Here is a 22,819-nt window from a genome sequence, read left to right as displayed (position 1 = left end):
GTCCGGTCCAGCCGAAGTGTTTCAGCGAGCCCGCCCGAGGCAGCTCGGTGCCACCTACTCGCGTGCGCCGAGCGCGTCGGCCGGGCGGCCGGTGAGGGCGGCACGGGCAGGCAGGACGGTGGCGAGCAGGGCGAGCGCGGACGCGGCGACGACCACCGCGAGGTAGCCGAGCGGCGGGATGTGCGGCACAGGCGAGCCCGTCATGCCCACGCTGAACGCCGACAGGGTGAGCAGCGCGATGCCCGTCCCGATGACCACGGCGATCGCGACCGCCGCCAGGGTCTCCAGCCGCAGCATCCGCAGCACCTGCCGCCGCGTGGTGCCGACCAGGCGCAGCAGGGCGAGCTCCCGCGACCTCGCCGACGTCGACATGGCCAGGGTGTTGACCACGGCGATCGCGGTGAACGCGATGATCAGGCCCATCGCCACGTAGGAGACCTCCGCGTTGGACGTGCCCGCCTCGGCACCCGGGGACGCGTCCCCGATCCCCGGCACCGCCCGTTCCAGGTCCGCCCGCGTCACCGTGGGGGCCGCGACCAGCGCCGTCCCGAGCGGGTCGTCCACGTGCGGAGCCACCAGCGCGTGGGAGAGCGTGAGGTCGCCGAACCCGAGCCCGCGGGCGTAGACGGCGATGACGCGCAGCTCGGCGGGCGTCCCGTCACCGAGGGTCAGCCGGATCTTCTCGCCCACCGTGACGCCGAGCCGCTCGGCGGCCGTCCGGCTGACCGCGACGGAGCCGTCGTCGAGGTCGTCGAGCGAGCCGGAGAGCACGCCCAGGTCCATGGTGCTGCCGAGCCCGTCGGGGGTCACGGCCTGCGCGCCGTACTTGTCGAGGCCGACCCGCACCGAGGTGTGCAGCACCTCGGTGACCGCCTCGACCCCTGGGACCTTCCGCACGGCCGCCGCCACGCCGGACGGGACGTGCGGCCCGAGGACGTGCCCCGCCCTGGTGCCCGCAGCCGCCTGCTCCTGCGCCGCGTGCCCCATGGTGGTCTGCACGAACAGGATCACGCAGGTCATCGCCACCATCAGGGTGAGCGGCGTGATGACGGAGGCCAGCCGCTTGACCCCGGCCCTGAGGTTGGCGGCGGCCAGGTACCCGCCCACCCGGGACGTGCGCAGCGCCACCGCGAGCACGGCCGTCGCCACGTCCGCGATCAGCGGGCCGAGCAGGGCCACGGCGACCGTCCACACCAGCGCGGTGAGCATGGTGACCGGGCTCGCCGCCGCCTCTGCCGACAGGGACGACAGCACCACCGTCAGCACGACGCCGCCCCCGGCGCACAGCAGCCCCGCGACCAGCCTGCCCCGAGGGATCCGCGCGGCGGGAAGGGCCGCCTCCCCGAGCGCCTCGACCGGACGGATCCGCACCGCGCGGCGGGCTGAGAGGCGAGCCGCCGCCCACGCCGCCGCCACGGTGGCCGCCAGCGCGGCGAGCACCGGGAACGGGCCGACCACCAGTTGCAGGTTCTCCGGCATCGCGTCCAGCGCGACGAACCTGGACCGCAACCAGAACCCCAGGCCGACTCCGGCCGCCGAGCCGAGAACACCGGCCACCACGCTGACCAGCAGCGCCTCGCCGCCGAGCATCCGGCGGACCTGGCGCGGGGTGGCCGCGACGGCCCTGAGCAGCGCGATCTCTCGCTGGCGCTGCTGGATGGAGAGCGCGAACGTGCCGACCACGACGAGGATCGCCACCAGCAGCGAGGTGCCGCCGAGGGCGCCGCCCAGGCTGATCAGCTTCACCCGGGCCTTCTCGGCGTCAGGGAACTCGACGGTCCCGCGTTCGTCCCCGGTGTAGGCGAGGGCCGTCGTGCCGTGCAGCGCTCCGGACACGTCCACTGCGGGGAAGACGCCGACCGCGCTGACCTGCCCCTGCCGTCCTGCCAGGCGCCGGGCCTCGGCGGTGGCGAAGAACAGGGAGTCCTGGCCGGGCAGGTCCTGGGACGTGACGCCGGTGACCAGGTAGGTCCCGGTGCCCGCCGACGTCCTCAGGGGCAGGCGCGCGCCCACGGAGATTCCCGTCCCGGCCTCCACGACGACCTCGCCCTCCGTCCTCGGCTCGCGTCCCGTGCGCAGCGTGAACGGGGTGAGCGGCGCAGACTCCCAGCCGTGCCCCTGGAAGGGGCGGCCCGCGAGGTAGGCGGGGAAGGTCACCTCGGTCACCACCCGCGAGACGCCGGGGACCCGGCGCAGCCGTTCGGCCAGGGACGCGGGAACCCAGGCCCGCTCCGACACCGGCTTGGCCTTCGTCTTGGTCTTCTTCGGCTCGCGGATCGTCTGGCGGACGAACCGGTCGCCGGTGACGATCATCGGAGTGCCCGCGTAGCGCTCGGGGGCGACGCCTCCGCGCAGTCCCGTCTCCAGCAGCATGCCGCAGGCGCAGACCAGCGCGGCGGCGCAGAGCAGCGCGACGAACGCGCCGGCGAACGCGGCCACGCGGTGCCGCAGCGTCCTCACAGCCAGGGAGATCAACGGACCCACGCTCCCAGCCTGGTCATCCGCTCGGCGACCTGCTCCGAGGTGGGAGCCGTCACGGAGTCCACGATCCTGCCGTCGGCCAGGAACAGCGCCACGTCGGCGTAGGACGCGGCCACCGGGTCGTGGGTGACCATCACCACCGTCTGCCCCGTCGTGTCCACGATCTCCCGGAGCAGCGTCAGCACGTCGCGGGCGGTCATCGTGTCGAGCGCGCCGGTGGGCTCGTCGCCGAACACCACCTCGGGCCTGGTCACCAGCGCCCTCGCGATGGCCACCCGCTGCTGCTGGCCGCCCGACAGCTGGGCGGGACGGTGGCCGGCCCGCCCCTCCAGGCCCACCCTGGACACCACCTCGTCCAGCCAGGCCCGGTCCGGCCGGACGCCCGCCAGCCGCAGGGGCAGCGTGATGTTCTCGATCACGGTGAGCGCCGCGACCAGGTTGAACGCCTGGAACACGAAGCCGACGCGCTGCCTGCGCAGCTCGGTCAGCGCCGTCTCGTCCATCCCGGCCAGTTCGGTGCCGCCGAGCCGGACCGAGCCCGAGGACGGCACGTCCAGGCCCGCCGCGCAGTGCAGGAACGTACTCTTGCCCGACCCCGACGGGCCCATGACCGCGGTGAAGCTCCCGCGGGGAATGCCCACCGACACCTCGCGCAGAGCCGCGACCGCGCCCTGGCCCTTCCCGTACACCTTGCTCACGGCGTCCAAACGCACCACATCTGTCATGCTTCGACCCTCCTGGACGGGGGCGGCGCGGCCCAGAGAGGCGGTCACGCGTACGCCATGACCTCGTCATGATCCGGACACTGGTAGACATATCCCTGTGATTCGTGTGCTGCTGGCGGAGGACCAGCACGTCATCAGAGGCGCCCTGGTCGCGCTGCTCGGCCTCGAACCGGATCTGGAGATCGTGGCCGCGGTCGAGTCGGGCGACGCCGCCGTCCCCTCGGCCCTGGTGCATCTGCCGGACGTCGCGGTGCTCGACGTCGACATGCCCGGCACGCTCGACGGCCTGGCCGCCGCGGCCGAGCTGCGCGCGAAGCTGCCGTCGTGCCGGACGCTCATGCTGACCGGGCACGGCAAGCCGGGCCACCTGCGCCGCGCGCTCGGCGCGCAGGTGGACGGATTCCTGCTGAAGACCGCGCCGCCCGAGGACCTGGTCGCGGCGATCCGCAAGGTCGCGGCGGGAGGACGGGTGCTCGACCCCTCGCTCGCGGTCACCGCCTGGGACCTGGCCGACAACCCGCTCACGCCCCGGGAGGCCGACGTGCTGCGCCTGGTCGCGGGCGGCGCCGACGCGACGGAGATAGCGGCCCAGCTCTTCCTCGGCGCGGGGACGGTACGCAACTACCTGACGGCCATCGTCGCCAAGCTGAACGCCCGCAACCGCACGGACGCCGTCCGCATCGCCACCGAGGCGGGCTGGATCTAACCCGCCGGCACCGGGGTCGGCGCCTCGGCCGTCAGCTCGAACCAGCCGTCCGCACAGGCCGTGCCGAGCCGCCCGTCCAGCGCCGCCAGGCGGGTGGTCAGGTTGCCGATCCCGGACGAGCCGGGCCGCCCTCCGGCGGAGCGGACACCGTCGTTGCGCACGGCCAGCCGTACCGTGCCCTCCCCCGCCGCCGTCGTGATCGCGCAGTGCCGGGCCGAGCTGTGCCTGAGCACGTTGGTCACCGCCTCGCGCAGCACCGTGGCCAGGACGTTCTCCACCTCGGCGGGCAGCTCGTCGTGCGCCAGGTCCAGCTCCACCCGGATGTCCGCGGCGACCAGCACCGACCGTGCCGACTCGGCCTCGGCCGCCAGCGACAGCGCCTGCTGCCCTCCGGAGACGACCCGCAGGTCGGCCTCCGCCTTCCCGGCCATGGCGAGCACGTCCTCCAGCTCGGCCCTGGCCCGTACCGGGTCGAGGCGTCTGGCCAGCTCGCACTTGAGCAGGATGGCGGCCAGGCTGTGCCCGAGCAGGTCGTGCAGGTCCCGGGCGGCGCGCAGGCGTTCCTCGACCACGGCCGACCGGGCCAGCGCCTCCCTGGCCTCCTGCAACTCCTTCACCAGCTGGGCGAGCTCGAGCAGCCCGTACACGACCAGCCCTGTCACCAGCGTGCTCACGGTGTAGTTGACCGTCACCGGGAGCGGCAGGCCGAGCAGCACCGAGCTCACCGTCACGCTCGTCATCACGGCCGCCACCAGCGGCCAGGCCACCGTCCACCGGAACGCGAGCAGCACCGGGCCGGCGAGAAACCCGGCCACGCCCAGCCACGCCTTCCCGAACACGGGTATCGGCAGGTAGGTGAGCAGCGCCATCAGCGCGAGCGCGCGCATGTACCGCCCGTTGATCACCCGGATCTGCATGGCGACGATCAGCACCTGGCAGGCCGCCGCGGGCACCACCAGGCTCTCCGGGACGATCAGCAGCCCCTTGACCACGAACCCGGCCAGCACGGCGGCCAGCAGCGCGACGGACAGCCGATAGGCGCCCGGGTCGTCGGTGCTCTCCACCGGCCCTTCGGGCAGCGCCGCCTCGACGGTCAGCCAGCCCTCGGCGGACAAACCCGTGACCAGGCCGCCGCCTGCCTGCTCCAACTGCCGGGCCAGGTCGGCCAGGTAACCGTCCTCGGCCGTGGGGGCGCCGTCGTGCGTGACGCGCAGCCGTACCATCCCGCCCGGCTCGACCGCGTCGGCGGTGGTCTCGATCACGCACGTCCTGGCCGTGTTCCGCCGCACGGCCTCGGTCACCGTCTCCCGCAGCACCGCCGCGAGCAGCGCGCCCGCGGGGCCCAGCGGCTCGCGGTGCCCGGCACGGATCTCCGTCGTGACTCCGGCGGCGGTCAGCATCGCCCGAGCGGTCGTCATCTCGGGCGTCAGGGACGAGGCGCGGTAGCCCGCGGCGGCGCCCCTGGCGTCCGCGAGGGACCGGCGAGCCGTGCTGACGACCTCACCGAGCACCTCCGCCGCGCGTTCCGGCTGCCCCAGGACGGCCCGGACGCCGGTCGAGATCGCCGCCAGCCCGCTGCCGAAGCCGTCGCTCAGCTCGGTGGCGATCCGCAGCCGCTCCTCGGCCGCCGCCGCCATCGCCAGGGCCAGCCGGGCGGCGTGCACCTCGTCCACCCGTTCGGTGAGCCGGGTGAGCCCGTAGACCACCAGCGCGACGAGCACCATGCTGATCGCGGGGTCCACCGGGCCGATCACCGCGGCGCTGACGGCCACCAGCGGGGCCAGCGGCCAGGCAGGGGTCAGCAGCAGCGACCCGCCGAGGAAACCGAGCAGCCCGACGGAGGTGTCGAACCCGAGCGTGGCCGCGTACCCGACGATCGCCTGCACGACCAGCAGCCACGGCCGCCTGAACCGGCGCAGGGGCCGCAGCACGTAGACGAGCTGGAGGCCGAACGCCACGATCGCGAGCGCCGAGCCCGCGAGCACGTAGACGGACGTGAACCCGGCGAGCACCACGACCACGATCGCCCGCGCCAGCCGAGGCACCGGAACCTGCGACACCCCGCTCCCCCCGCGTCAGACCGAGGCAAGACTACGGGGGAGGCGGGGAAGGCGGTCCTGCCGGGGTCAGTCGCAGAGCACATCGCGGGGGAGGCGGGGAAGGCCGGCCTGCCGGGGTCAGTCGCAGAGCACGTCGCGGGCCGGGCGCCGGCCGCTGACCAGGAACTCGGTCACGGTCCTGTCGCCGCAGGCGTTGCCGTTGGCGAGGTAGGAGCCGTGGCCGCCCGAGTCCACGCTGACCATGCGCGCCCGCTGGCCGAACGCCTCGCGCATCCGCAGCGCGCCGCTGTGCGGGGTGGAGGGGTCACGCAGGTTCTGGACGAGCAGGACGTTGGACGGGCCGCGCGAGGTGACCCGCACGGGCCGCTCGGCGGGCCGGTAGGGCCAGAAGGCGCACGGCCCCATGTTGACCGGCATGCCCGCGGTGAGCGGGTAGGCGGCCCGGTTGCGGGTGACCAGCCGCTGGTGCGTGCCGACCGAGTCGGGCCACTCCACGTCGTTGCACATGGTCGCGCCGGCGGTGGCGGCGATGGTCTGCATGACCGCGTCCGGCGGGGTGTTGGGTGCGGGCAGCGGCCCCGAGGCCAGCGCCGCCTTCATCAGCCCGGCCAGTGCGGGGAAGTTCGCGTCGGAGTAGAAGGCGTTGAGCATCGTCTCCCGCAGCACGTTGCCGTTCAGCTCGGACGGGTTGCCGCCCTGCCAGGGCAGGGGGTCCCGGTCCAGCCGGGCGGCGAGCCCGATCACGGTGCTGCGGACCGCGGCCGGGTCGGCGCCCAGGCCGTACTCGCCGTCGCGGGCCGCCGCCCACGCGGCGAAGTCGGGAAAGCGGTCCTCGACGCCCACCGCGTAGTTCGACAGCCAGGTGCGGGCCACCCGGTGCGGGTCGGGGTCGTCGTTGCTGTCGAGCACGACCCGGTCGGTACGGTCGGGGAACATCGTGGCGTAGACGGCGCCGGCGTAGGTCCCGTAGGAGACGCCCCAGTACGACAGGCGCTGCTCGCCCAGGGCGGCGCGGATGCGGTCGAGATCCCTCGCCTCGTCGCGGGTGCTGATGTGGCGCAGGAGCGGCCCGGCGTTGCGGGCGCACGCCTCGGCGATCCTGCGCGACCAGTTCACGTTCTCGGTGATGTCGCCGTCCGCCGAGGGCCAGGGCTTGAGCCGGGTCGGGGCGAGGTCGTCGTGGTCGAGGCCGCAGCTGACGGGCGTGCTCTGGCCGACGCCGCGCGGGTCGAAGCCGACGAGGTCGTAACGGTCGAGCACGTCCTGGGGCAGGCGGCCCGCCAGCGTGCTGGGACGGTTCAGGCCGGGGCTGCCCGGCCCGCCGGGGATGATGACCAGGACGCCCCTGCGCAGGCCCGGCTTGGCCGTCCGGATCCTGGAGACGGCCAGCGAGATCGTCTCGCCGGCCGGCGCGCTGTAGTCGAGCGGCACCTGGAGGGTCGTGCACTCCTGCCGTTGGTCGACGGCGGCGGGGCACGCGTCCCAGGTGGGCGAGGCGATCTGGGCGGCCGGAACAGTGGGGGCGACGGCCAGGGCGACCAGCGCGGCGGCGATGGGGTTCATGGCGACAATCCTGCTGGTCACGGGCTCGGAGCCCCAGGGATGCGATCACCGATCGACCATGACGTCATCACAAGCCGGACATATCGCCCTTGCGGGCGCTGTCCCAGGTCGCGCTGTTGAGGAAGTAGGTGTCGTAGAGCTCCTGGACCTCGAGCAGGCTCTCGGGCGGCACCTTTCCGTACGCGACGCGCTCCAGGTGGCGGAAGTACTCGAACCGCTCGACGCCCGGCGTGATGACGATGAGGATGTCGGCGTCCTCGCCCGGCGCGGCGGCGAAGGCGTGCGGGAGACCAGGGGGCACGATCACCAGGTCGCCGCGTTCCGCGGTCACGACCTGCTCCCCGGACAGCAGCTGGGCGGTGCCGTCCAGCATGTAGAACAGCTCGGCGGAGTTGGCGTGGTGGTGCGGCTTGGCTCCGTCGGCGCCGCCGGTCAGGCTGACCCGCTGGGTCGACAGCGCGCCGCCGGTCGAGCTGCTGTCGGCCAGCAGCCGGATGGTGGTGGGGGCCTGTCCGATCACTTCGGCCTCAGCGGATCGGACGACGACGGACTCGTTGAAGTTCGGCACGATCAGCGACATCGGTGTGACTCCTTGCTCGGGTGCGGGTTTTCAGACGGCGAACAGCAGGGCGGCGCTGATGAGGACGGTCACGGCGGTGGCGAAGTGGATGCCGAAGGCGGCCGCCTTGGTGCCGCCGTGGCGCAGGACGATGAGCGTGTCGCCGAGAGGGGCGAGGGCGACGGCGACCATGAACCAGGCCTCGGCGCGGGCGCCCGCGAAGGCGAGCAGGGCGAGACCGACGACGCCGAAGGTGACGTCGCGCACGCCCTTGATGGTCAGGTAGGCGGCGTCTCCGTCCGGCTTGGCGGCGACTCCGTAGCCGGCCGCCGCGGCCTGCGGCACCACGAGGAAGCGGCAGCCGATGAAGAGGATCAGGAGGTCGAGGGCGATGGCCAGTCCGTAGGCGGCGGTGGTGAGCATGACGTTCTCCGTTTGCTAGCAGCGCTAGATGCAAGAGCGAAACTAGCATAACCTCGACAGGAACGCTAGCGGTGCTAGGATGACTGTCATGTCGATTCAGAGTCGCCGGGAGCGCGAGCGAGCAGAGCGGGAACGGTTGATCGTCACGGCCGCGCGGGAACTGGCCGAATCAGAAGGCTGGGACGCGGTGACCACGCGGCGGCTCGCCGAGGAGATCGAGTACAGCCAGCCGGTCCTCTACAGCCACTTCAAGGGCAAGACCGCCATCATGACGGCGGTCGCGCTGGAGGGCTTCGCCGACCTCGCCGCCGAACTGCACGCGGCCCGCACGGCGGCGAGCCCGCAGCAGACGCTCGCCGCCGTCGGCGCTGCGTACGCGGCGTTCGCCGAGCAACGACCCGCGCTCTACGACGCGATGTTCGCGCACGCCGTCGACCTGCCGTTCGCCACCCCCCAGGCGCCTGCCGCCCTACAGGCCAGCTTCGGCGAGCTGCGCGAGAGCCTGCGCCCGCTGGCGAAGGACGACAACCTGGAGGTGCTGACCGAGACCTTCTGGAGCGGGCTGCACGGGCTCATCACGCTCATGCGCAACGGCAGGCTCCGCCGCGAGGACCACGAACGCCGGCTGGCGCTCCTGATCACACGATTCTCACGCTGATCAGCGAGGCCGCTCCGCGCTCCTGATCACGCGCTTCTCCCGCTGATCAGCGAGGCGGCTCGGCAGTCCTGATCACGAGCGCTTCCGGGTCGGCTGGCACGACCGGCCTCACCGGTTGTGCAGGTGCGCGGCCAGGACCTTCGCGTACTTCACTGTTGCCCGCTCGTCGTCCACGGCCTGCAGGCTGACAACGAGCCGGCCCACCACGACCAGGGCCAGGTCCTGGTGACCGTGACCGTTCTCGTGCGCCCGCAGGTACGCTCCCCCGCCGAGCGCTCGCAGGCCGTGCTCGGCGGGATCGTTCTGCTCGTCGTCGAAACGCGCGGCAGCAAGGAGACGGCCGGCGAACCCAGGCGTGTCCGCCATCCACGCGATGGCGACCCGCAGGACGGGATCGTGCTCGTCGGACGGGATCAACGTGCAGACGGCGGGTCTCCCGAACTCCGTCTCCGGCCGGTGGTCGTACCCCTTGCCGCCGGCGGGCAGCGTGTCTGGGGGGAGGAGCGAGCACGGGTCCGGCCAGGCGGCGAAGCGCGTTCCGTGCACCTCGATCGACTCTCCCGCCTGATCCGCCCCTTCCAGGCGGAACACGGTCACCGCGGGCCCGTCCGCCCCGGTCGCCCTGATGACCACGGAGTTCCCCGAGACGCCCAGGATGCTGGCGCCCAGCCCGTGGAGCGGAAGCGGAAAGATCGCTCGTCGCCCGTCCGCTAACGACCGCACGTCGAGGAACACCAGCGCGTCGCCCTCGTCGGCCTTCGGGTTCAGCAGCGAGTAAGCGAACCGGCGATCGGCGCTCACGAGTGGTTCCCTCTCTGGGCCCCACACGTCAGGCAGGCCGGGCCGCTTCCACAGCAGGTGCGCCGCCTCGTCGTAGGCCATCGCCGACCGCCCGCCGTCGGCCGACGCGATGACCATGCCGCTGCCCCGCGGCCCCTGGATCACCTGCTCCACCTCGATGCCGGATCCCGGGACGCGGTGACGCACGGCACCGCCCGCCCCGACATACTCCAGTCCTCCGGGGGACTCCCGCAGGACCAGCTCTCCGAGCGCCGCCCGCAAGGAGGGGTCCTTCCCGTCCGCGACGCGCTCGTCCAGCACCTGCGCACCGCTGCTCGCGTCGAGGACGAGGCTCCGGCTGCCGGGCTCGTTCGTGCACATCTCGGACAGCGTGACGAGCCGTCCCCACGAGTCGGCGGCGTAGTAGCAGTCGCGCCGCAGCGTCTTCTCCCAGGCCACGGCCCCGCTGTCCGGCAGCAGCGCCAGCACCGTCGGACCGACCACAAGGATCGCCTTGCGGTCGGCGACCACCATCCCGTCGGCGTGCTCCGCCAGCTCCCGTGTCCAGAGATGCCGGTCCTTTCCCAGTTCGAACCCGGTCACGACGCCGGGCCCGCCCCGATTTCCCGCCGAGACGAGGATGTCGCCCACCACCACGGAGACGTCGTCGCCGAGCAGGAAGTCCTCGCGCCACAACCGCGTCCGGCCCGTGCTCACGTCGTGCACCTCCAGGTCGCCGGAGAGCGACGGCGTGGGGCCGCTCGGAAGGATCACCTCCGCCCCCACCACCATCGCGGGACGCGCGTCCATGCTCCGGCCGAGCCCCTTCGAGGCGAACGACCACGCCTCGCTGATCCCGGTGGGCAGCGCCGACGCCGGCCGGTGCGCGGGAACCGGCGCCGAGTCCGCCACGAGCGCGAGCGCCGCTACCAGCAACGCGGTCGGCAGGAAGCGCCGGACGCTCAGCATCCCCTGACGCCCCGATTCCGGAAGTAGGCTTCGACCTCCGTCTTGCGCAGCGCGTGATAGCTCTCCGCGGTCGTCGTGGGCTGGTACACCACGCCGTACCTTCCGGGCGCGACGGCGCTCGTCACCCGGAACGGCCTGCCGTCGGCGTCGAAGACCTCCTGGGTCTCCGTTCTGCCGTCGTACTGATAGTCGATCATGATGGTGAAGTCGTAGACGCCTCGTCCCGGCATCACCGTCATGTCGAGTGTCACCTGCTCGTCCCGCTTCAGGGAGATGGTCCTTGACTCGAAGTACGGACGCTTGCTCGGCGGCTTGCCCAGGAACGCCGGTGACACCGGGTCGAGGCGGGCCACCATCTCGACCGTGTTCTCCTCTCCCGCCGTCTCGCAGGCGAGCAGGGCGGCCGTCAGCGGTGCGCCCACCTTCTTCACGACCGGACGAGCGCCGACGACACGCACCGACTTGCGCCCGCCGGTCAGCTCCACCCGCACGACCGCCTTGCCGACCGCTGCGCCCTGACGGCGCCTGACCAGGTCGAGCAACTGCCCCTGCGCCGTCTCTCCGCCGAGGAGGACGCTCTTGTCGGCCCCCTTCGGACGCTCCCTGAGCGCCGTGGCGGTCAACTGCCCGCGCTGCTGGACGACGCTCACGCGAAGCGCCGGCCGCCCCAGGGTGTCCTGGACGACATCCGCAGCCTCACCCGAGTCGGCGACCACGCCGAACAGGCCTGTGAACCAGGCTCCACCCACCGCGATCAATATCGCGGAACACAACCCCGCCAACCACACGATCCGCTTGGCCCGCCCCGAGCCGGATGCCTCGCCGGAACCACCTTCCGGTGAAACGCTCACCTCACCATCATGCAGCCGCGCTGATCAAATAGCACGGGTCCCCGGGACGTGAAACGGGCTAGCTCTTCGCCGCGGTGAGCCGGGCCTGGAGGCCGTCGAGGACCCGGTCGAGCCCGTAGCCGAAGTTGTCGACGCGCACCCTCTCCGGGTTGCTGAAGGGGTCGGTCGTGTACAGCGCGTGCAGCCGCGGGTACGGCCGGGCGGCCTCCTCGGCGCTCGCCGAGATGCTCTCCACCCACTCCTGCTCGGTGCGGCCACTGCCGGCGAGCCTGGTCAGCATCGCGGCCTCGCTGGCCGCCATCCCCAGGACGTACGCGATGAGCGTCTTCATGGCCTGGTCGGCCTCCACCAGGTCGAAGCCCCCGGCGGTGAAGATGCCGAGCATGCGGTCGGAGGCCCGCATGAGGTTCGGCCCGAGGTAACACAGCGCCACCTCGTCGATCACGGAGACGATCCACGGGTGGCGCAGGATCATCGAGCGCAGGCTGCGCGCGGTCGCGGCCGCCGCCTCGCGCCAGGCTGCCGGATCGTCGACCTCCGGCACCTCCACCTCGCCGTAGATCTCGTCGATGACCAGTTCGATCAGCTCGTCCTTGTTGGCCACGTGCCAGTAGACGGCGGTGGCGACGGCGCCGAGCCGGTTGCCGAGGCGTCGCATGCTCAGGGCGTCGATGCCCTCGCTGTCGAGGAGCTGAAGGGCCTCGGACACGATCTGCTCCTGGCTCAGCGCCGGTTGCTCGCGCCGCCGCCGTCGCGGGCGGGCCCACACCGAGGGGAACGACTGCTCTTCGGCTGGCATGCGGCCTCCTTGCTCTCCCGGCCCAGGATACCGGTCAGTTGTACACCGTGCGAGTCACTGTACAGCTTCAAGGAACTCGAACACTGTCCATGACTTGAACACCGTGCAGTTGTGATGCACACTGTGCAGCAGCTGCACATCGTTCAAGGAGGTTGTGATGGATCGCCATCCCCGGCGCTGGCTCATCCTGGTCGTGCTCTGTCTCAGCACGTGGGTTCTCGTGGTCGACAACGGCGTGCTCACCGTGGCGATCCCGCCGCTGACGAACGACCTCGGGGCGAGCACCCAGGACATCCAGTGGATCATCGACGGCTACATCCTGGTCTTCGCCGGCCTGCTCCTCACCGCCGGCAGCCTGTCGGACCGGTACGGCCGGCGCCGCATAATGATCATCGGCCTGCTGGTCTTCGGGGCCGCCTCACTCGTGGCCACCTACGCCGCGAGCCCGGAACAGCTGATCGCCGGCCGCGTCCTGATGGGAGTCGGCGGCGCGCTGGTCATGCCGAGCACGCTGTCGATCCTCATCACCGTGTTCGACGACACCGAGCGGCGCAAGGCGATGTCGATCTGGAGCTCGGTGCTCATGGTCGGCATGGTCGGCGGCCCGGTCGTGGGCGGAGCCCTGATCGCCAGGTTCTGGTGGGGCTCGGTCTTCCTGATCAACGTCCCCGTCGTGGTGCTGGCGATCGTCGCGGCCCTGGCGTGGATGCCGGAGTCCAGAGGGCCGTGGCGCAAGCCCGACCCTCTCGGCGCGGTCCTGTCCGCGACCGGCATGACCGCCCTGGTCTGGGTGATCATCGCACTGCCGCAGCACGGACTCGCCCACCCGGGCACCCTCGCCGCGCTCGCCGTCGCCGTGTTCAGCCTGGTGGGGTTCGTGATCTGGGAGATCCGCACGCCGTACCCGATGGTGCCGCTGGAGCTGTTCCGCGACCGCAACTTCAGCGGCGGCAGCCTCTCCCTCGTGCTGGTGCAGGTCGGCAACGGCGGGCTGCTGCTGGCGCTGACCCAGTACCTGCAGTTCGTGCTCGGCTACTCGCCCACGCAGGCCGGCCTGGCCCTCGCCCCGATGGCGCTGGCCGTGATCGTGGTCAACGGCGTCGGCGCCACCCTGGGCCAGAAGATCGGCAACCGGCCCCTGGCCGTCGCCGGGCTGGTCGTGCTGGCGGCCGGGTTCGGCGTGCTGGCGACCCTCTCGGCCGACGACGGCTTCCCGATGGTGGCCGCGGCCCTGGTCCTGTTCGGCATCGGAGCCGGCCTGGCGCAGCCGGCAGCCATCGCGGCGCTGATGGGAGCCGTGCCGCCCGAGCACGCCGGGGTCGGGTCCGCGCTCAACGACACCGTCCAGCAGGCCGGTGCCGCGCTCGGGGTCGCCGCCCTGGGCAGCGTCCTGGCCGGCACCTTCACCGGCGCCATGCCCGCCTCGGCGCCCGAGGCGGCCCGCCACTCGATCGCCGACGCGCTCGGCGTGGCCGCCCGCACCGGAGACGCCGGGCTGGCGGCGGCCGCCCGCGACGCCTTCACCAGCGCGATGTCCGTCGCCTTCGTGGCCGGCGCCTGCGGCGTGCTCGCCTCCGCCGTCCTGGCCCTCCTCCTGCTGCGCGACCGTAAGGCCGGTCCGGTCGAGGAACCGGACGCGAGCGCGCCACTCGTCCGCAACCACTGACCCCACCGAAACGGAAGGAAGATCATCCATGGAGACGACCCGGCTCGACGTCTCGGCCTACCAGACCGCCGAGCAGCTGATGCGGCACAACCGGTCCAAGCTCGTCCACGGCGGCAAGATCAGGCCGCAGTGGATCGACGGCGGCGCCCGCTTCTGGTACGCGGTGCGCACGTCCGAGGGGAGGAGGTTCGTCCTCGTCGACCCGAAGGCGGGCACCCGCGAACCGGCGTTCGACCACGAGAAGCTGGCGTCCGCGCTGTCAGCGGCGTCGGGGCACGACGTGGACGCGGCGGCGCTGCCGTTCGACGCCATCGAGCTCACCGCCGGCGCGGTCGAGTTCGACGCGTTCGACGCGCACTGGCGGTGCCCGCTGGACGGCTACGCGTGCGAGAAGGTGGCGGGCCACCAGCCGGGCGGCTTCCTCGACGTCACCTCGCCGGACCAGCGGCACGCGGTCTTCCCGCGCGACCACGACCTGTGGGTGCGCTCGCTGCGGGACGGCCAGGAGCGGCCCCTGACCTCCGACGGCGACGTCGACCACGAGTACGGGGCGAGCCCGTTCACGCCGTCCGTCCTGCTGAACAAGATCGGGCTGCCTCGCCTGCCTCCCGCCGTGGCGTGGTCGCCCGACTCGACGCGCGTCCTGACACACCAGACCGATCAGCGCGCGGTCCGCACGACGCACCTGGTGGAGTCCATGCCGGACGACGGCGGCGCGCCCAGGCTGCTGACCCAGCGGTACGCCTTCCCCGGCGACGAAGCGCTGCCCGTGGGCGAGCTCGTCGTGCTCGACCTCGCGACCGGCGCCTCCGTCCGGGCGCGGACCGAACCGCTGCCGATCCCGCTCATGTCGCCGATCAGCACCGGATGGGCCTGGTGGGCGGAGGACGGCTCCGCGGTGTACTACCTGCAGCAGTCCCGAGACGTGCGCACCCTCCAGCTGCGCCGGCTCGACCCCGAAACCGGGGAGGTGACGACCGTGCTGACCGAGACGGGCGACACCCGGGTGGAGCCGGCCCAGCAACTCGGGCAGGCGCCCATGGTCAGGGTCCTGTCGAGCGGGGAGGAGGTGCTGTGGTACTCCCAGCGCGACGGGTGGGGCCACCTCTACCTGTACGACACCCGCTCCGGACGGCTGCGCGCGCAGGTGACGTCCGGGCAGTGGGCGGTGCAGGAGATCCTGCACGTGGACGAGGCCGAGCGGGTGGTCTCCTTCGTCGCCTCCGGCCTGGTCGCCTCCGACCCCTACCGCCGGACGGTGTGCCGGGCCGGCCTGGACGGCTCCGGCTTCGCCCGGGTCACCGAAGACGACCTGGACCACGTCGTCACCGTCCCCGACAGCAAGGACTACTTCCTCGACTCGGCGTCCACCACGGATGCTCCCCCGGTCATCAGCGTCCGCGGATGGGACGGACGGGTGATCGTCGAGCTGGAGCGGGCCGACATCACCCGGCTCACCGCGACCGGCTGGACCCCTCCCGAGCGGTTCCGCGTCAAGGCCGCCGACGGCCGCACCGACATCTACGGCGTGCTGTACAAACCGCACGGCTTCGACCCTGACCGGAGCTACCCGGTCGTCGACCACCCCTATCCCGGCCCGCACATCAACCGGGTGGGCCCGTCCTTCGACCCCGGGATCTTCGGCTGCGACGCCGAGGCGGTGGCCGCGCTCGGGTTCGTCGTGGTGGCCGTGGACGGGCGCGGCACCCCCGGACGCGACAAGGCCTTCCACGACGCCTCCTACGGCCGGTACGAGACCGCGGGCCACCTGGACGACCACGTCGCGGCGCTGCGCCAACTGGCCGAGACCCGGCCCTGGATGGACCTCGACCGGGTGGGGATCTTCGGCCTGTCCGGCGGCGGGTTCGCCACCGTCCGCGCCATGGCCGAGTTTCCGGACGTCTACAAAGTCGGGGTCTCGGAGGCCGGAAACCACGACAACCGGTACTACCACCTGTGGTGGGCCGAGACCTACGACGGCCCCGCGGCCGAGGCGGACTACGCCCGCTCGTCCAACGTCGAGATCGCCGACAGGATCGAGGGGAAGCTGCTGCTGATCCACGGCGGCCTGGACGACAACGTCCACCCCCACCTCACGCTGCGGCTCGTCGACCGCCTCATCGCCGCCGACAAGGACTTCGACCTGCTCATCGTCCCCCGCGCGGAACACGCGTTCTTCGGCTACGAGCACTACGTCAGCCGGCGCAGGTGGGACTTCCTGGTCCGCCACCTCATGGGGATCGAGCCGCCGGAGGGCTACCGCCTCACCCCGGCCGCGATCGACGCGGAACTGATCGCGGACATGCTCGGCTGACAGCCTCACGCAGGCGCGGCCTTCCTGTCGCGGCGTCCGGGTTTCCCGCACAATCGAGGTATGGCGGCTAAGGACGGCGACGGATGGGCGCAGTGCTCGCGAGGTCACCGGCACTGGGGGGTGCACGGCGCGTCCGGGCTGCTCGCCGTGCACCACGACGAGCAGGGCGTCCCGCACGTGCTGATGCAGAAGCGGTCCTGGTGGAGCCACCACGGCGGCACGTGGGGACTGCCGGGCGGAGCCCTCGACAGCCACGAGGACGCCGTCGCCGGGGCGCTGCGGGAGGCGTACGAAGAGGCCGCGCTGAGCGGCGACTTGCTGCGCGTGAAGGGCGTCTACCTCGACGACCACGGCGGGTGGGCGTTCGAGACGGTGATCGCCGAGTCACCGGAGCTGCTGGCCGTGGCGCCCGCGAACAGCGAGAGCACCGAGCTGCGCTGGCTGCCGCTCGCGCAGATCGCCTCCAGGAAGCTGCACCCCGGCTTCGCGGAGACGTGGGCGACCATCCAGCCGACGCTCGCCCCCGACCTGCTCGTGCTGGACGTGGCGAACATCGTCGGCGCGCGGGCCGAGCACGGATGGTGGCGCGACCGGCTCGGCGCCGCCCAGCGGCTGATCGCCGACGTCGCCGCGGCCCAGCTGAGCCACCCGGTGCTCGCGCGGTGGTTCCCGAGCATCCTGGCGGTCGTCGAAGGCGCCGCGCGCGGCGCCGCGCCGGTCGGCGGGGTCCAGGTGGTGGCGGCAACCGGCAGCGGCGACGACGCCGTCGTGGACGTCGTCCGGAAGGCCAGGCCGTGGGAGCGGGTGCTCGTCGTCACCGCCGACCGGGCGTTGAAGGAGCGTGTCAGCGAGCTCGGCGCCGAGATCGTCGGGCCGAAGTGGCTGCTGTCACAGCTGGGCGGGTAGCGCGACGTCGAAGGCGGCTCTCAGGCCCGTCACGTCCAGGACGCGCAGCAGCACCCCGTGCACGCCGGTCAGCCTGAGCCTGCCCTGGCGGGCGTCGACCCTGCGCTGGTGCTCGACCAGCACCCACAGACCGCTCGAATCGCAGAACGACAGCCGCGCCGCGTCGATGACGAACTCGACCTCGCCCTCCCGGACCAGCCCGGACAGGCAGTCGCCGAGCCGTGGCGCGGTGAGCTTGTCAAGATCTCCGCCGAGGCGCACGACCACGACACCGCCAGTACGCTCCACCTCAACGCTGAGATCCGCCACCTCCTGAACGTACACCGCTGCCACGACAGCCGCTATCGTGGTGTGCGCACTGGAGGGTTCGCATAGTGGACGAGTGCAGCCGCCTTGAAAGCGGCCAGGTCAGCGATGGCCTCGTGGGTTCGAATCCCACACCCTCCGCTCTAGTCGTGGGCCCCCGCGAAGCCGTCACCGACGCTCGCCGCCAGCTGGAGGTACGCGTCCCTGGTCGGCTCCTGCAGCCGGTCGAGGTCGATCTCCGCCCCCTCCTCCAGATGCGGGTCGTAGGGGACGCGGATCACCGCCCGGCACCTGGCCGCGAAATGGGCCTCCAGCTTCTGGATGTCGACCGCCGACTTCGACCGCGGCCTGACGCTGCACAGCACCACCGTCGCCTCCCTGACCAGGTCGCCGTAGTGGTGCGCCTCCAGCCAGTCGAGGGTCGCCGACGCCGCCCTGGCGCCGTCCACAGACGGGGAGCTGACCAGCACGATCTGGTCGGCGAGGCCGAGCACGCCGCCCATCGCCGAATGCAGCAGCCCGGTGCCGCAGTCGGTGATGCAGATCGAGTAGAAGTTCTCCAGCACCTGCGAGACCGCCTGGTAGTCGGCGCCGCTGAACGCCTCCGACACCGACGGGTCGCGGTCGGAGGCCAGCACCTCCAGGCGCGAGGGGGCCTGGGAGGTGAACGCCCTGATGTCGACGTACCGCTTGACCTGGTCGCGCTCGTTCAGCAGGTCGCGGACCGTGGCCGAGGTCTCCAGCTCCACCTTGTCGGAGAGGGTCCCGCGGTCGGGGTTCGCGTCGACGGCGATCACGCGGTCGCCGCGCACCTGGGCCAGCGTCGCGCCCAGGCCGACCGTGGTCGTGGTCTTGCCGACGCCGCCCTTCAGGCTCAGCACCGCCACCCGGTGGTGCCCGGTGGCGACCTGGGTGCGGGCCCTGGTCAGCAGCTCGCGGCGGCGGCGGATCTCCGGCGGCTCGCCCGGCTTGATCCAGCCGCCGGACGCCTTGTAGACCAGGCGGCGCCAGCCCTTGGACGGCGCGTTGCGCCTGCCACGCAGCAGGCTCTCGGGGTCGAGGCTGTCGGCGTTCGGCCTGCCGGTGGCCGGGGGGCGCGGCGGGGCGGTGAAGACCGGGATCGGCGCGGGACGGCGCCGGGCCGGACGCGGCTCCTCTGACGGCGGCTCGAACGCGCCCGGCTGCTCGAACGGCCGTGCACGCTCGACAGGACGCGCCTCCTCGAACGCACGCGGCTCCTCGAACGCCCGCGGCCTGTCGAGACCACGCGGCTCCTCGAAGGGGCGAGGCTCGTCGAAGGGGCGAGGCTCGTCGGAGAGGGGCGGTTTGTCCGCCTGGCGCGGTCCGCTGGAGGCGAGGGGCTCGTCCGGAGTGCGTGGCTCGTCCGGGGTGCGTGGTTCGTCCGGGGTGCGCGGTTCGTCGAAGGTGGGCCGGTCGCCCTCGGTGGACGTCTTGTCCGTGGCGCTCGGCTCGCCGGCTGGGGCGGGCTCGTCGAAGGCGAGCGGCGACTCCTTGGCCTCCTGCTTGGCGGTGCTCTCGAACGTCCCGCGCGGCTCCGGCTCATCAGAGGTCTCAGGCGTCGTCGTCCACGACGGCGGTTTGGGCCAGGAGGTCTCTTCCTCGCGCGTCTGGTCGGCGGGCTCCTCGGTCTCCGTGAACGACAGCGCGTACGTGTCGGTGTCGTCAGGACGCGGCAGCGGCTTCAGCGGAGCGAGGAAGGCGTCGTCGTCCTGCCTGCCCAGGCTGACAGGGGGCACGACCGGCTCGTCCTTGGCGTCGTCCGTCTTGGAGGCCGTCTCCAGCCACTCGGCGGCCTCGCTCTCCCCTTGCGGCAGCTCCTCGGCGGCGGCCGGCCCGTATACGGTGTCGACGGCGGCGCGGAACAGCGGCGGGGTGGGCGTGTCGTGCGTCGGCACGAGCTGCCAGGGGTCAGGGGGGTACGGCGACGTAACCGGCTCGTCGACGGGGGCGTTCGCAGCGCTGACCCTGACCGGCGCCTCTTCCGTCTCTTTGATCGCGTCAAGCCAGGCCAGCTGTTCCTCGAGAGATTCCTCTCGATCGTGTCTTGCCACCGTGTTCCCCCTCGGGTGGGTCTAAAGGGGCAGCAAATACCTTGCAGAGTAACGCCACGCGTTCCCATGAACACAGGCAACCCACAACTTCCTTGCCCCGCTACCGTGGTTGACATGCGAGCCGTTGTGATAACCGAGTTCGGCGGGCCCGAGGTACTGCGCTGGCAGGAGGTGCCCGATCCGCGTCCCGACCAGGACGAAGTCGTCATCGAGGTGGCGGCCTCCGCGGTCAACCGGGCCGACGTGCTCCAGCGCCGCGGGTTCTACGAGCCGCCGCCGGGCGCGCCGCCGTACCCGGGCCTGGAGGTGTCGGGCACCGTGGTGGAGGTCGGCACGGACGTCGAGCAGTTCACGCCCGGTGACGAGGTGTGCGCTCTGCTGGCGGGCGGCGGGTACGCGGAGAAGGTGGCCGTGCCGTGGCAGCAGGTCATGCCGATGCCCGAGGGGGTGCCGCTGCTGCCGGCGGCCGGGCTGCCCGAGGTGGCGTGCACGGTGTGGTCCAACGTGTTCATGCTGGCCAGGCTGCGCAAGGGTGAGACGCTGCTGGTCCACGGCGGGGCCAGCGGCATCGGCACGTTCGCCGTCCAGCTCGCCAAGGCGCTCGGCTCGCGGGTGGTCACGACGGTCGGGTCCGCGGAGAAGGCGCGGCGGCTCATGGAGCTGGGAGCCGACGAGGTCATCGACTACCGCGAGGAAGATTTTGCGGAAAAAGTGCAGGCCGATGTGATCCTCGACATCATCGGCGCCAGCTACCTGTCCAGAAATATCCAGACACTGCGCACCGGCGGACGGCTGGTGATCATCGGGCTTCAAGGCGGCGGCAAAGCCGAGATCGACCTCGGCGCCCTGCTCGCCAAACGCGCGTCTGTACACGGCACCGCGCTGCGCTCGCGTCCCGTCGAGGAGAAGGGGGTGATCGTGCGCAGCGTCGTCCAGAACGTGTGGCCGCTGGTCAGCGCGGGCGCGGTCCGTCCGGTCGTGTACGCCGAGGTGCCGATGGAGCAGGCCGCGGAAGCTCATCGAATGCTGGAATCTGGGGAGCACGTCGGGAAGATCCTGCTAGTACGGTGAGTCTTATGAATGCTGAGGACAACAACACCCCCCACATCGTGGTGGTCGGCCCGGATTTCCAAGGCCAGGGCGATAACGGCGAGGACGAACGATCGGTCACGAACCTGGTCGAGCAGCCCGCCAAGGTGATGCGCATCGGCAGCATGATCAGGCAGCTTCTGGAGGAGGTCCGCGCGGCCCCGCTCGACGAGGCCAGCCGCAAGCGTTTGAAGGAGATCCACGAGTCGTCCATCAAGGAGCTCGAGGACGGCCTCGCGCCCGAGCTGGTCGACGAGCTGGAGCGGCTGTCGCTGCCCTTCACCGAGGAGAACGGCGCGCCCCCCAGCGATGCCGAGCTGCGCATCGCGCACGCCCAGCTCGTCGGGTGGCTCGAAGGCTTGTTCCACGGCATCCAGACCACGCTGTTCGCGCAGCAGATGGCCGCCCGCGCCCAGCTTGAGCAGATGCGCAGGGCGCTGCCCGGGGTGCCGGGCGACGAGCAGCAGCGGCCGCACGGCGGGACGGGGCCCTACCTGTAGAGCCCTTCGAGCACCCGGGCCACGCCGTCGTCGTCGTTGGCGGCCGTCACGTCGTCGACCGCCGCCAGCACGTCGGGGTGCGCGTTCGCGACCGCGTACGAACGCCCTGCCCAGGCCAGCATGGGCAGGTCGTTGGGCATGTCGCCGAACGCCACGACCTGCGACGGCGTGATCGCGTGCGTCGCGGCCAGCGCGGCGAGCGCCGTGGCCTTGGTCACGCCGCGCGCGCTCATCTCGATCAGCCCCCTGCCGCTGGAGTGCGTGGGGGTCACCAGATGGCCCACCAGATCGTGGACGGTGGCGTGCAGGCGGTCGGGGTCCATTTCCGGGTGCAGGGCCAGCAGCTTGGCGCACGGGCGGGCCGACAGCGTGGACGTGACCACCACCTCGTGGGGCGCCTTGCTGTCCAAGCCGCCGAGCCGGTATTCCGACTCGTGCACAAAACCACCTTCGTACTCGACCGAAAATGCGAGTTCGGGGACGTTCGCTCGAAGCTGAGCGATGACCTCCTCGAGCACCTCGACCTCGATCAGGTGAGATTCAACTATCTGTTCGGTATGCAGATCGTAGATCAGCGCGCCGTTGGCACAGATGGCCACGCCACGGTGCCGTACGGCACGTACCACGCTGCCCATCCAGCGAGGTGGGCGGCCTGTGACGAAGACGAGCATCGCTCCGGATTCCTCGACTTTCGCGAAGGCGGCAGCGGTGCGTGGAGATACGGTTCCGTCTGTCCGCAGCGCGGTACCGTCGAGGTCGGTGGCCACAAGGCGTGGCGAGGGAAGGCTGTGCATAACAGGTTCCAGTTTGCCCGGTCATGCCGACGCTCAGAAAACTTCGCACCGACGGGAACACCAACGCGCCAGAATGGTGTTAGATGTGATGGCGTTGTATTAGCTGATCCCGTAGTGAAAACCAGCATGACTTTGTCTGAGCCACCCCGGGTGCTTGCTGTACGACACACCGGGACCCACGAGGTGTGGGTCCCATAGATTCACATCCTGAGGGAGAGCTTTTATGGCTCAGGGAACCGTCAAGTGGTTCAACGCTGAGAAGGGCTTCGGCTTCATCGCCCCGGACGGCGGTGCGCCGGACGTGTTCGTGCACTTCTCCGAGATCGTCGGCAACGGCTACCGCAGCCTTGAAGACGGGCAGCGGGTCGAGTTCGAGATCACGCAGGGCCAGAAGGGGCCGCAGGCCTCGCAGGTCCGGGCTATCTGACGTAGCAGCGAGACAGACCGGGGTTCGCTTCCAGCGGACTCCGGTCTTTCGTGTCTCCGGCCGTACAGCGCCCGTGACACACGGTGAACCATTGCGCGAACAACACGTAACCATCTCGCTACCCACTTCTGGAGAAATGTCGGACCGGTCACAGATGTGACTCGACTCACA

General features: G+C 71.6%; 20 protein-coding genes and 1 tRNA gene. 9 read left to right on the top strand and 12 right to left on the bottom strand.

The annotated features are described in order from the left end of the window. Positions 1-54: 54 nt before the first annotated feature. Complete coding sequence (locus ABT294_RS30855) at positions 55-2,484, bottom strand: ABC transporter permease (RefSeq protein WP_350809809.1); 2,430 nt, start codon at positions 2,482-2,484, stop codon at positions 55-57. Further along, the gene (locus ABT294_RS30850) at positions 2,472-3,206 is read right to left on the bottom strand and encodes an ABC transporter ATP-binding protein (protein WP_350809808.1); all 735 of its coding nucleotides are present in this window, start codon (positions 3,204-3,206) and stop codon (positions 2,472-2,474) included. Before ABT294_RS30850 ends, ABT294_RS30855 begins: the two co-directional genes overlap by 13 nt. Before the next feature lie 97 nt (positions 3,207-3,303). Here ABT294_RS30850 and ABT294_RS30845 point away from each other — a divergent pair, with 97 nt between their 5' ends. Continuing rightward, on the top strand, positions 3,304-3,912 hold the full coding sequence (locus ABT294_RS30845; RefSeq protein ID WP_350809807.1) for a response regulator transcription factor: 609 nt from the start codon (positions 3,304-3,306) through the stop codon (positions 3,910-3,912). Here the strand turns inward: ABT294_RS30845 and ABT294_RS30840 are convergent. The 4 genes from ABT294_RS30840 to ABT294_RS30825 all read right to left on the bottom strand — a co-directional run bounded on the left by ABT294_RS30840 (position 3,909) and on the right by ABT294_RS30825 (position 8,517). Further along, positions 3,909-5,972, bottom strand: a complete 2,064-nt coding sequence (locus ABT294_RS30840) for a sensor histidine kinase (RefSeq protein ID WP_350809806.1) — start codon at positions 5,970-5,972, stop codon at positions 3,909-3,911. The two genes, ABT294_RS30845 and ABT294_RS30840, sit on opposite strands and share 4 nt — an antisense overlap. A gap of 117 nt (positions 5,973-6,089) precedes the next feature. Beyond that, positions 6,090-7,535, bottom strand: a complete 1,446-nt coding sequence (locus ABT294_RS30835) for an alpha/beta hydrolase (RefSeq protein ID WP_350809805.1) — start codon at positions 7,533-7,535, stop codon at positions 6,090-6,092. Positions 7,536-7,602: 67 nt separating this feature from the next. After that, entirely contained in the window at positions 7,603-8,115 is a 513-nt protein-coding gene (locus ABT294_RS30830; RefSeq protein ID WP_350809804.1) for a cupin domain-containing protein, read from the bottom strand. Between the two features lie 30 nt (positions 8,116-8,145). Then, positions 8,146-8,517: a DUF4267 domain-containing protein gene (locus ABT294_RS30825; RefSeq protein WP_350809803.1), complete on the bottom strand. Its 372-nt coding sequence runs from the start codon at positions 8,515-8,517 to the stop codon at positions 8,146-8,148. Between the two features lie 88 nt (positions 8,518-8,605). Here ABT294_RS30825 and ABT294_RS30820 point away from each other — a divergent pair, with 88 nt between their 5' ends. Further along, entirely contained in the window at positions 8,606-9,175 is a 570-nt protein-coding gene (locus ABT294_RS30820) for a TetR/AcrR family transcriptional regulator (protein WP_350809802.1), read from the top strand. Between the two features lie 108 nt (positions 9,176-9,283). Here the strand turns inward: ABT294_RS30820 and ABT294_RS30815 are convergent, their stop codons facing one another. Genes ABT294_RS30815 through ABT294_RS30805 form a run of 3 tightly spaced genes read right to left on the bottom strand, consistent with a single transcriptional unit; the run spans position 9,284 to position 12,574 of the window. Continuing rightward, positions 9,284-10,924 carry a hypothetical protein gene (locus ABT294_RS30815; RefSeq protein WP_350809801.1) on the bottom strand — a complete coding sequence of 547 codons (1,641 nt, stop codon included), beginning with the start codon at positions 10,922-10,924 and terminating at the stop codon, positions 9,284-9,286. Next, positions 10,918-11,775, bottom strand: coding sequence for a hypothetical protein (locus ABT294_RS30810; RefSeq protein ID WP_350809800.1), 858 nt, complete (start codon positions 11,773-11,775; stop codon positions 10,918-10,920). Before ABT294_RS30810 ends, ABT294_RS30815 begins: the two co-directional genes overlap by 7 nt. A 58-nt stretch (positions 11,776-11,833) precedes the next feature. Continuing rightward, positions 11,834-12,574, bottom strand: coding sequence for a TetR/AcrR family transcriptional regulator (locus tag ABT294_RS30805; protein WP_350809799.1), 741 nt, complete (start codon positions 12,572-12,574; stop codon positions 11,834-11,836). 157 nt (positions 12,575-12,731) lie between these two features. Here ABT294_RS30805 and ABT294_RS30800 point away from each other — a divergent pair, with 157 nt between their 5' ends. From ABT294_RS30800 to ABT294_RS30790, 3 genes are read left to right on the top strand one after another with little or no spacing between them, the layout of a single operon-like run. Next, positions 12,732-14,240 carry an MFS transporter gene (locus ABT294_RS30800; protein ID WP_350809798.1) on the top strand — a complete coding sequence of 503 codons (1,509 nt, stop codon included), beginning with the start codon at positions 12,732-12,734 and terminating at the stop codon, positions 14,238-14,240. A 28-nt stretch (positions 14,241-14,268) separates the two neighbouring features. Next, complete coding sequence (locus tag ABT294_RS30795; RefSeq protein ID WP_350809797.1) at positions 14,269-16,554, top strand: S9 family peptidase; 2,286 nt, start codon at positions 14,269-14,271, stop codon at positions 16,552-16,554. A 60-nt stretch (positions 16,555-16,614) separates the two neighbouring features. Continuing rightward, entirely contained in the window at positions 16,615-17,460 is an 846-nt protein-coding gene (locus tag ABT294_RS30790; RefSeq protein ID WP_350809796.1) for an NUDIX domain-containing protein, read from the top strand. Here the strand turns inward: ABT294_RS30790 and ABT294_RS30785 are convergent. Next, on the bottom strand, positions 17,443-17,769 hold the full coding sequence (locus tag ABT294_RS30785; RefSeq protein ID WP_350809795.1) for an STAS domain-containing protein: 327 nt from the start codon (positions 17,767-17,769) through the stop codon (positions 17,443-17,445). The two genes, ABT294_RS30790 and ABT294_RS30785, sit on opposite strands and share 18 nt — an antisense overlap. A gap of 51 nt (positions 17,770-17,820) precedes the next feature. Between ABT294_RS30785 and ABT294_RS30780 the strand changes: the two genes are divergently transcribed. Next, positions 17,821-17,907: transfer RNA gene (locus ABT294_RS30780), tRNA-Ser, on the top strand. Between the two features lie 2 nt (positions 17,908-17,909). Here ABT294_RS30780 and ABT294_RS30775 read toward each other — a convergent pair. Then, positions 17,910-19,838, bottom strand: coding sequence for a MinD/ParA family ATP-binding protein (locus ABT294_RS30775; protein ID WP_350809794.1), 1,929 nt, complete (start codon positions 19,836-19,838; stop codon positions 17,910-17,912). A gap of 114 nt (positions 19,839-19,952) precedes the next feature. On the opposite strand from ABT294_RS30775, the gene ABT294_RS30770 reads away from it, so the two are divergent. Together ABT294_RS30770 and ABT294_RS30765 are read left to right on the top strand one after the other, a co-directional pair. Beyond that, positions 19,953-20,909, top strand: coding sequence for an NAD(P)H-quinone oxidoreductase (locus ABT294_RS30770; protein ID WP_350809793.1), 957 nt, complete (start codon positions 19,953-19,955; stop codon positions 20,907-20,909). A 5-nt stretch (positions 20,910-20,914) separates the two neighbouring features. Then, complete coding sequence (locus tag ABT294_RS30765; protein ID WP_350809792.1) at positions 20,915-21,427, top strand: bacterial proteasome activator family protein; 513 nt, start codon at positions 20,915-20,917, stop codon at positions 21,425-21,427. Here the strand turns inward: ABT294_RS30765 and ABT294_RS30760 are convergent. Continuing rightward, positions 21,418-22,194 carry an HAD family hydrolase gene (locus tag ABT294_RS30760; RefSeq protein WP_350809791.1) on the bottom strand — a complete coding sequence of 259 codons (777 nt, stop codon included), beginning with the start codon at positions 22,192-22,194 and terminating at the stop codon, positions 21,418-21,420. The two genes, ABT294_RS30765 and ABT294_RS30760, sit on opposite strands and share 10 nt — an antisense overlap. A 250-nt stretch (positions 22,195-22,444) precedes the next feature. On the opposite strand from ABT294_RS30760, the gene ABT294_RS30755 reads away from it, so the two are divergent. Beyond that, positions 22,445-22,648: a cold-shock protein gene (locus tag ABT294_RS30755; RefSeq protein WP_043619750.1), complete on the top strand. Its 204-nt coding sequence runs from the start codon at positions 22,445-22,447 to the stop codon at positions 22,646-22,648. Positions 22,649-22,819 lie beyond the last annotated feature (171 nt).

The sequence above is a fragment of the Nonomuraea sp. NPDC000554 genome, assembly GCF_040300065.1.
In the GTDB taxonomy this organism is placed as follows: domain Bacteria; phylum Actinomycetota; class Actinomycetes; order Streptosporangiales; family Streptosporangiaceae; genus Nonomuraea.
This window is presented reverse-complemented; position numbering and strand designations above follow the sequence as displayed.

What these genes read in the sequence shown, in the direction of transcription:
- ABT294_RS30850 (WP_350809808.1), bottom strand. Translation starts at nt 3,206, where the DNA reads ATGACAGATGTGGTGCGTTTGGACGCCGTGAGCAAGGTGTACGGGAAG.
- ABT294_RS30835 (WP_350809805.1), bottom strand. Translation starts at nt 7,535, where the DNA reads ATGAACCCCATCGCCGCCGCGCTGGTCGCCCTGGCCGTCGCCCCCACT.
- ABT294_RS30830 (WP_350809804.1), bottom strand. Translation starts at nt 8,115, where the DNA reads ATGTCGCTGATCGTGCCGAACTTCAACGAGTCCGTCGTCGTCCGATCC.
- ABT294_RS30825 (WP_350809803.1), bottom strand. Translation starts at nt 8,517, where the DNA reads ATGCTCACCACCGCCGCCTACGGACTGGCCATCGCCCTCGACCTCCTG.
- ABT294_RS30820 (WP_350809802.1), top strand. Translation starts at nt 8,606, where the DNA reads ATGTCGATTCAGAGTCGCCGGGAGCGCGAGCGAGCAGAGCGGGAACGG.
- ABT294_RS30815 (WP_350809801.1), bottom strand. Translation starts at nt 10,924, where the DNA reads ATGCTGAGCGTCCGGCGCTTCCTGCCGACCGCGTTGCTGGTAGCGGCG.
- ABT294_RS30805 (WP_350809799.1), bottom strand. Translation starts at nt 12,574, where the DNA reads ATGCCAGCCGAAGAGCAGTCGTTCCCCTCGGTGTGGGCCCGCCCGCGA.
- ABT294_RS30800 (WP_350809798.1), top strand. Translation starts at nt 12,732, where the DNA reads ATGGATCGCCATCCCCGGCGCTGGCTCATCCTGGTCGTGCTCTGTCTC.
- ABT294_RS30795 (WP_350809797.1), top strand. Translation starts at nt 14,269, where the DNA reads ATGGAGACGACCCGGCTCGACGTCTCGGCCTACCAGACCGCCGAGCAG.
- ABT294_RS30790 (WP_350809796.1), top strand. Translation starts at nt 16,615, where the DNA reads ATGGCGGCTAAGGACGGCGACGGATGGGCGCAGTGCTCGCGAGGTCAC.
- ABT294_RS30770 (WP_350809793.1), top strand. Translation starts at nt 19,953, where the DNA reads ATGCGAGCCGTTGTGATAACCGAGTTCGGCGGGCCCGAGGTACTGCGC.
- ABT294_RS30765 (WP_350809792.1), top strand. Translation starts at nt 20,915, where the DNA reads ATGAATGCTGAGGACAACAACACCCCCCACATCGTGGTGGTCGGCCCG.
- ABT294_RS30755 (WP_043619750.1), top strand. Translation starts at nt 22,445, where the DNA reads ATGGCTCAGGGAACCGTCAAGTGGTTCAACGCTGAGAAGGGCTTCGGC.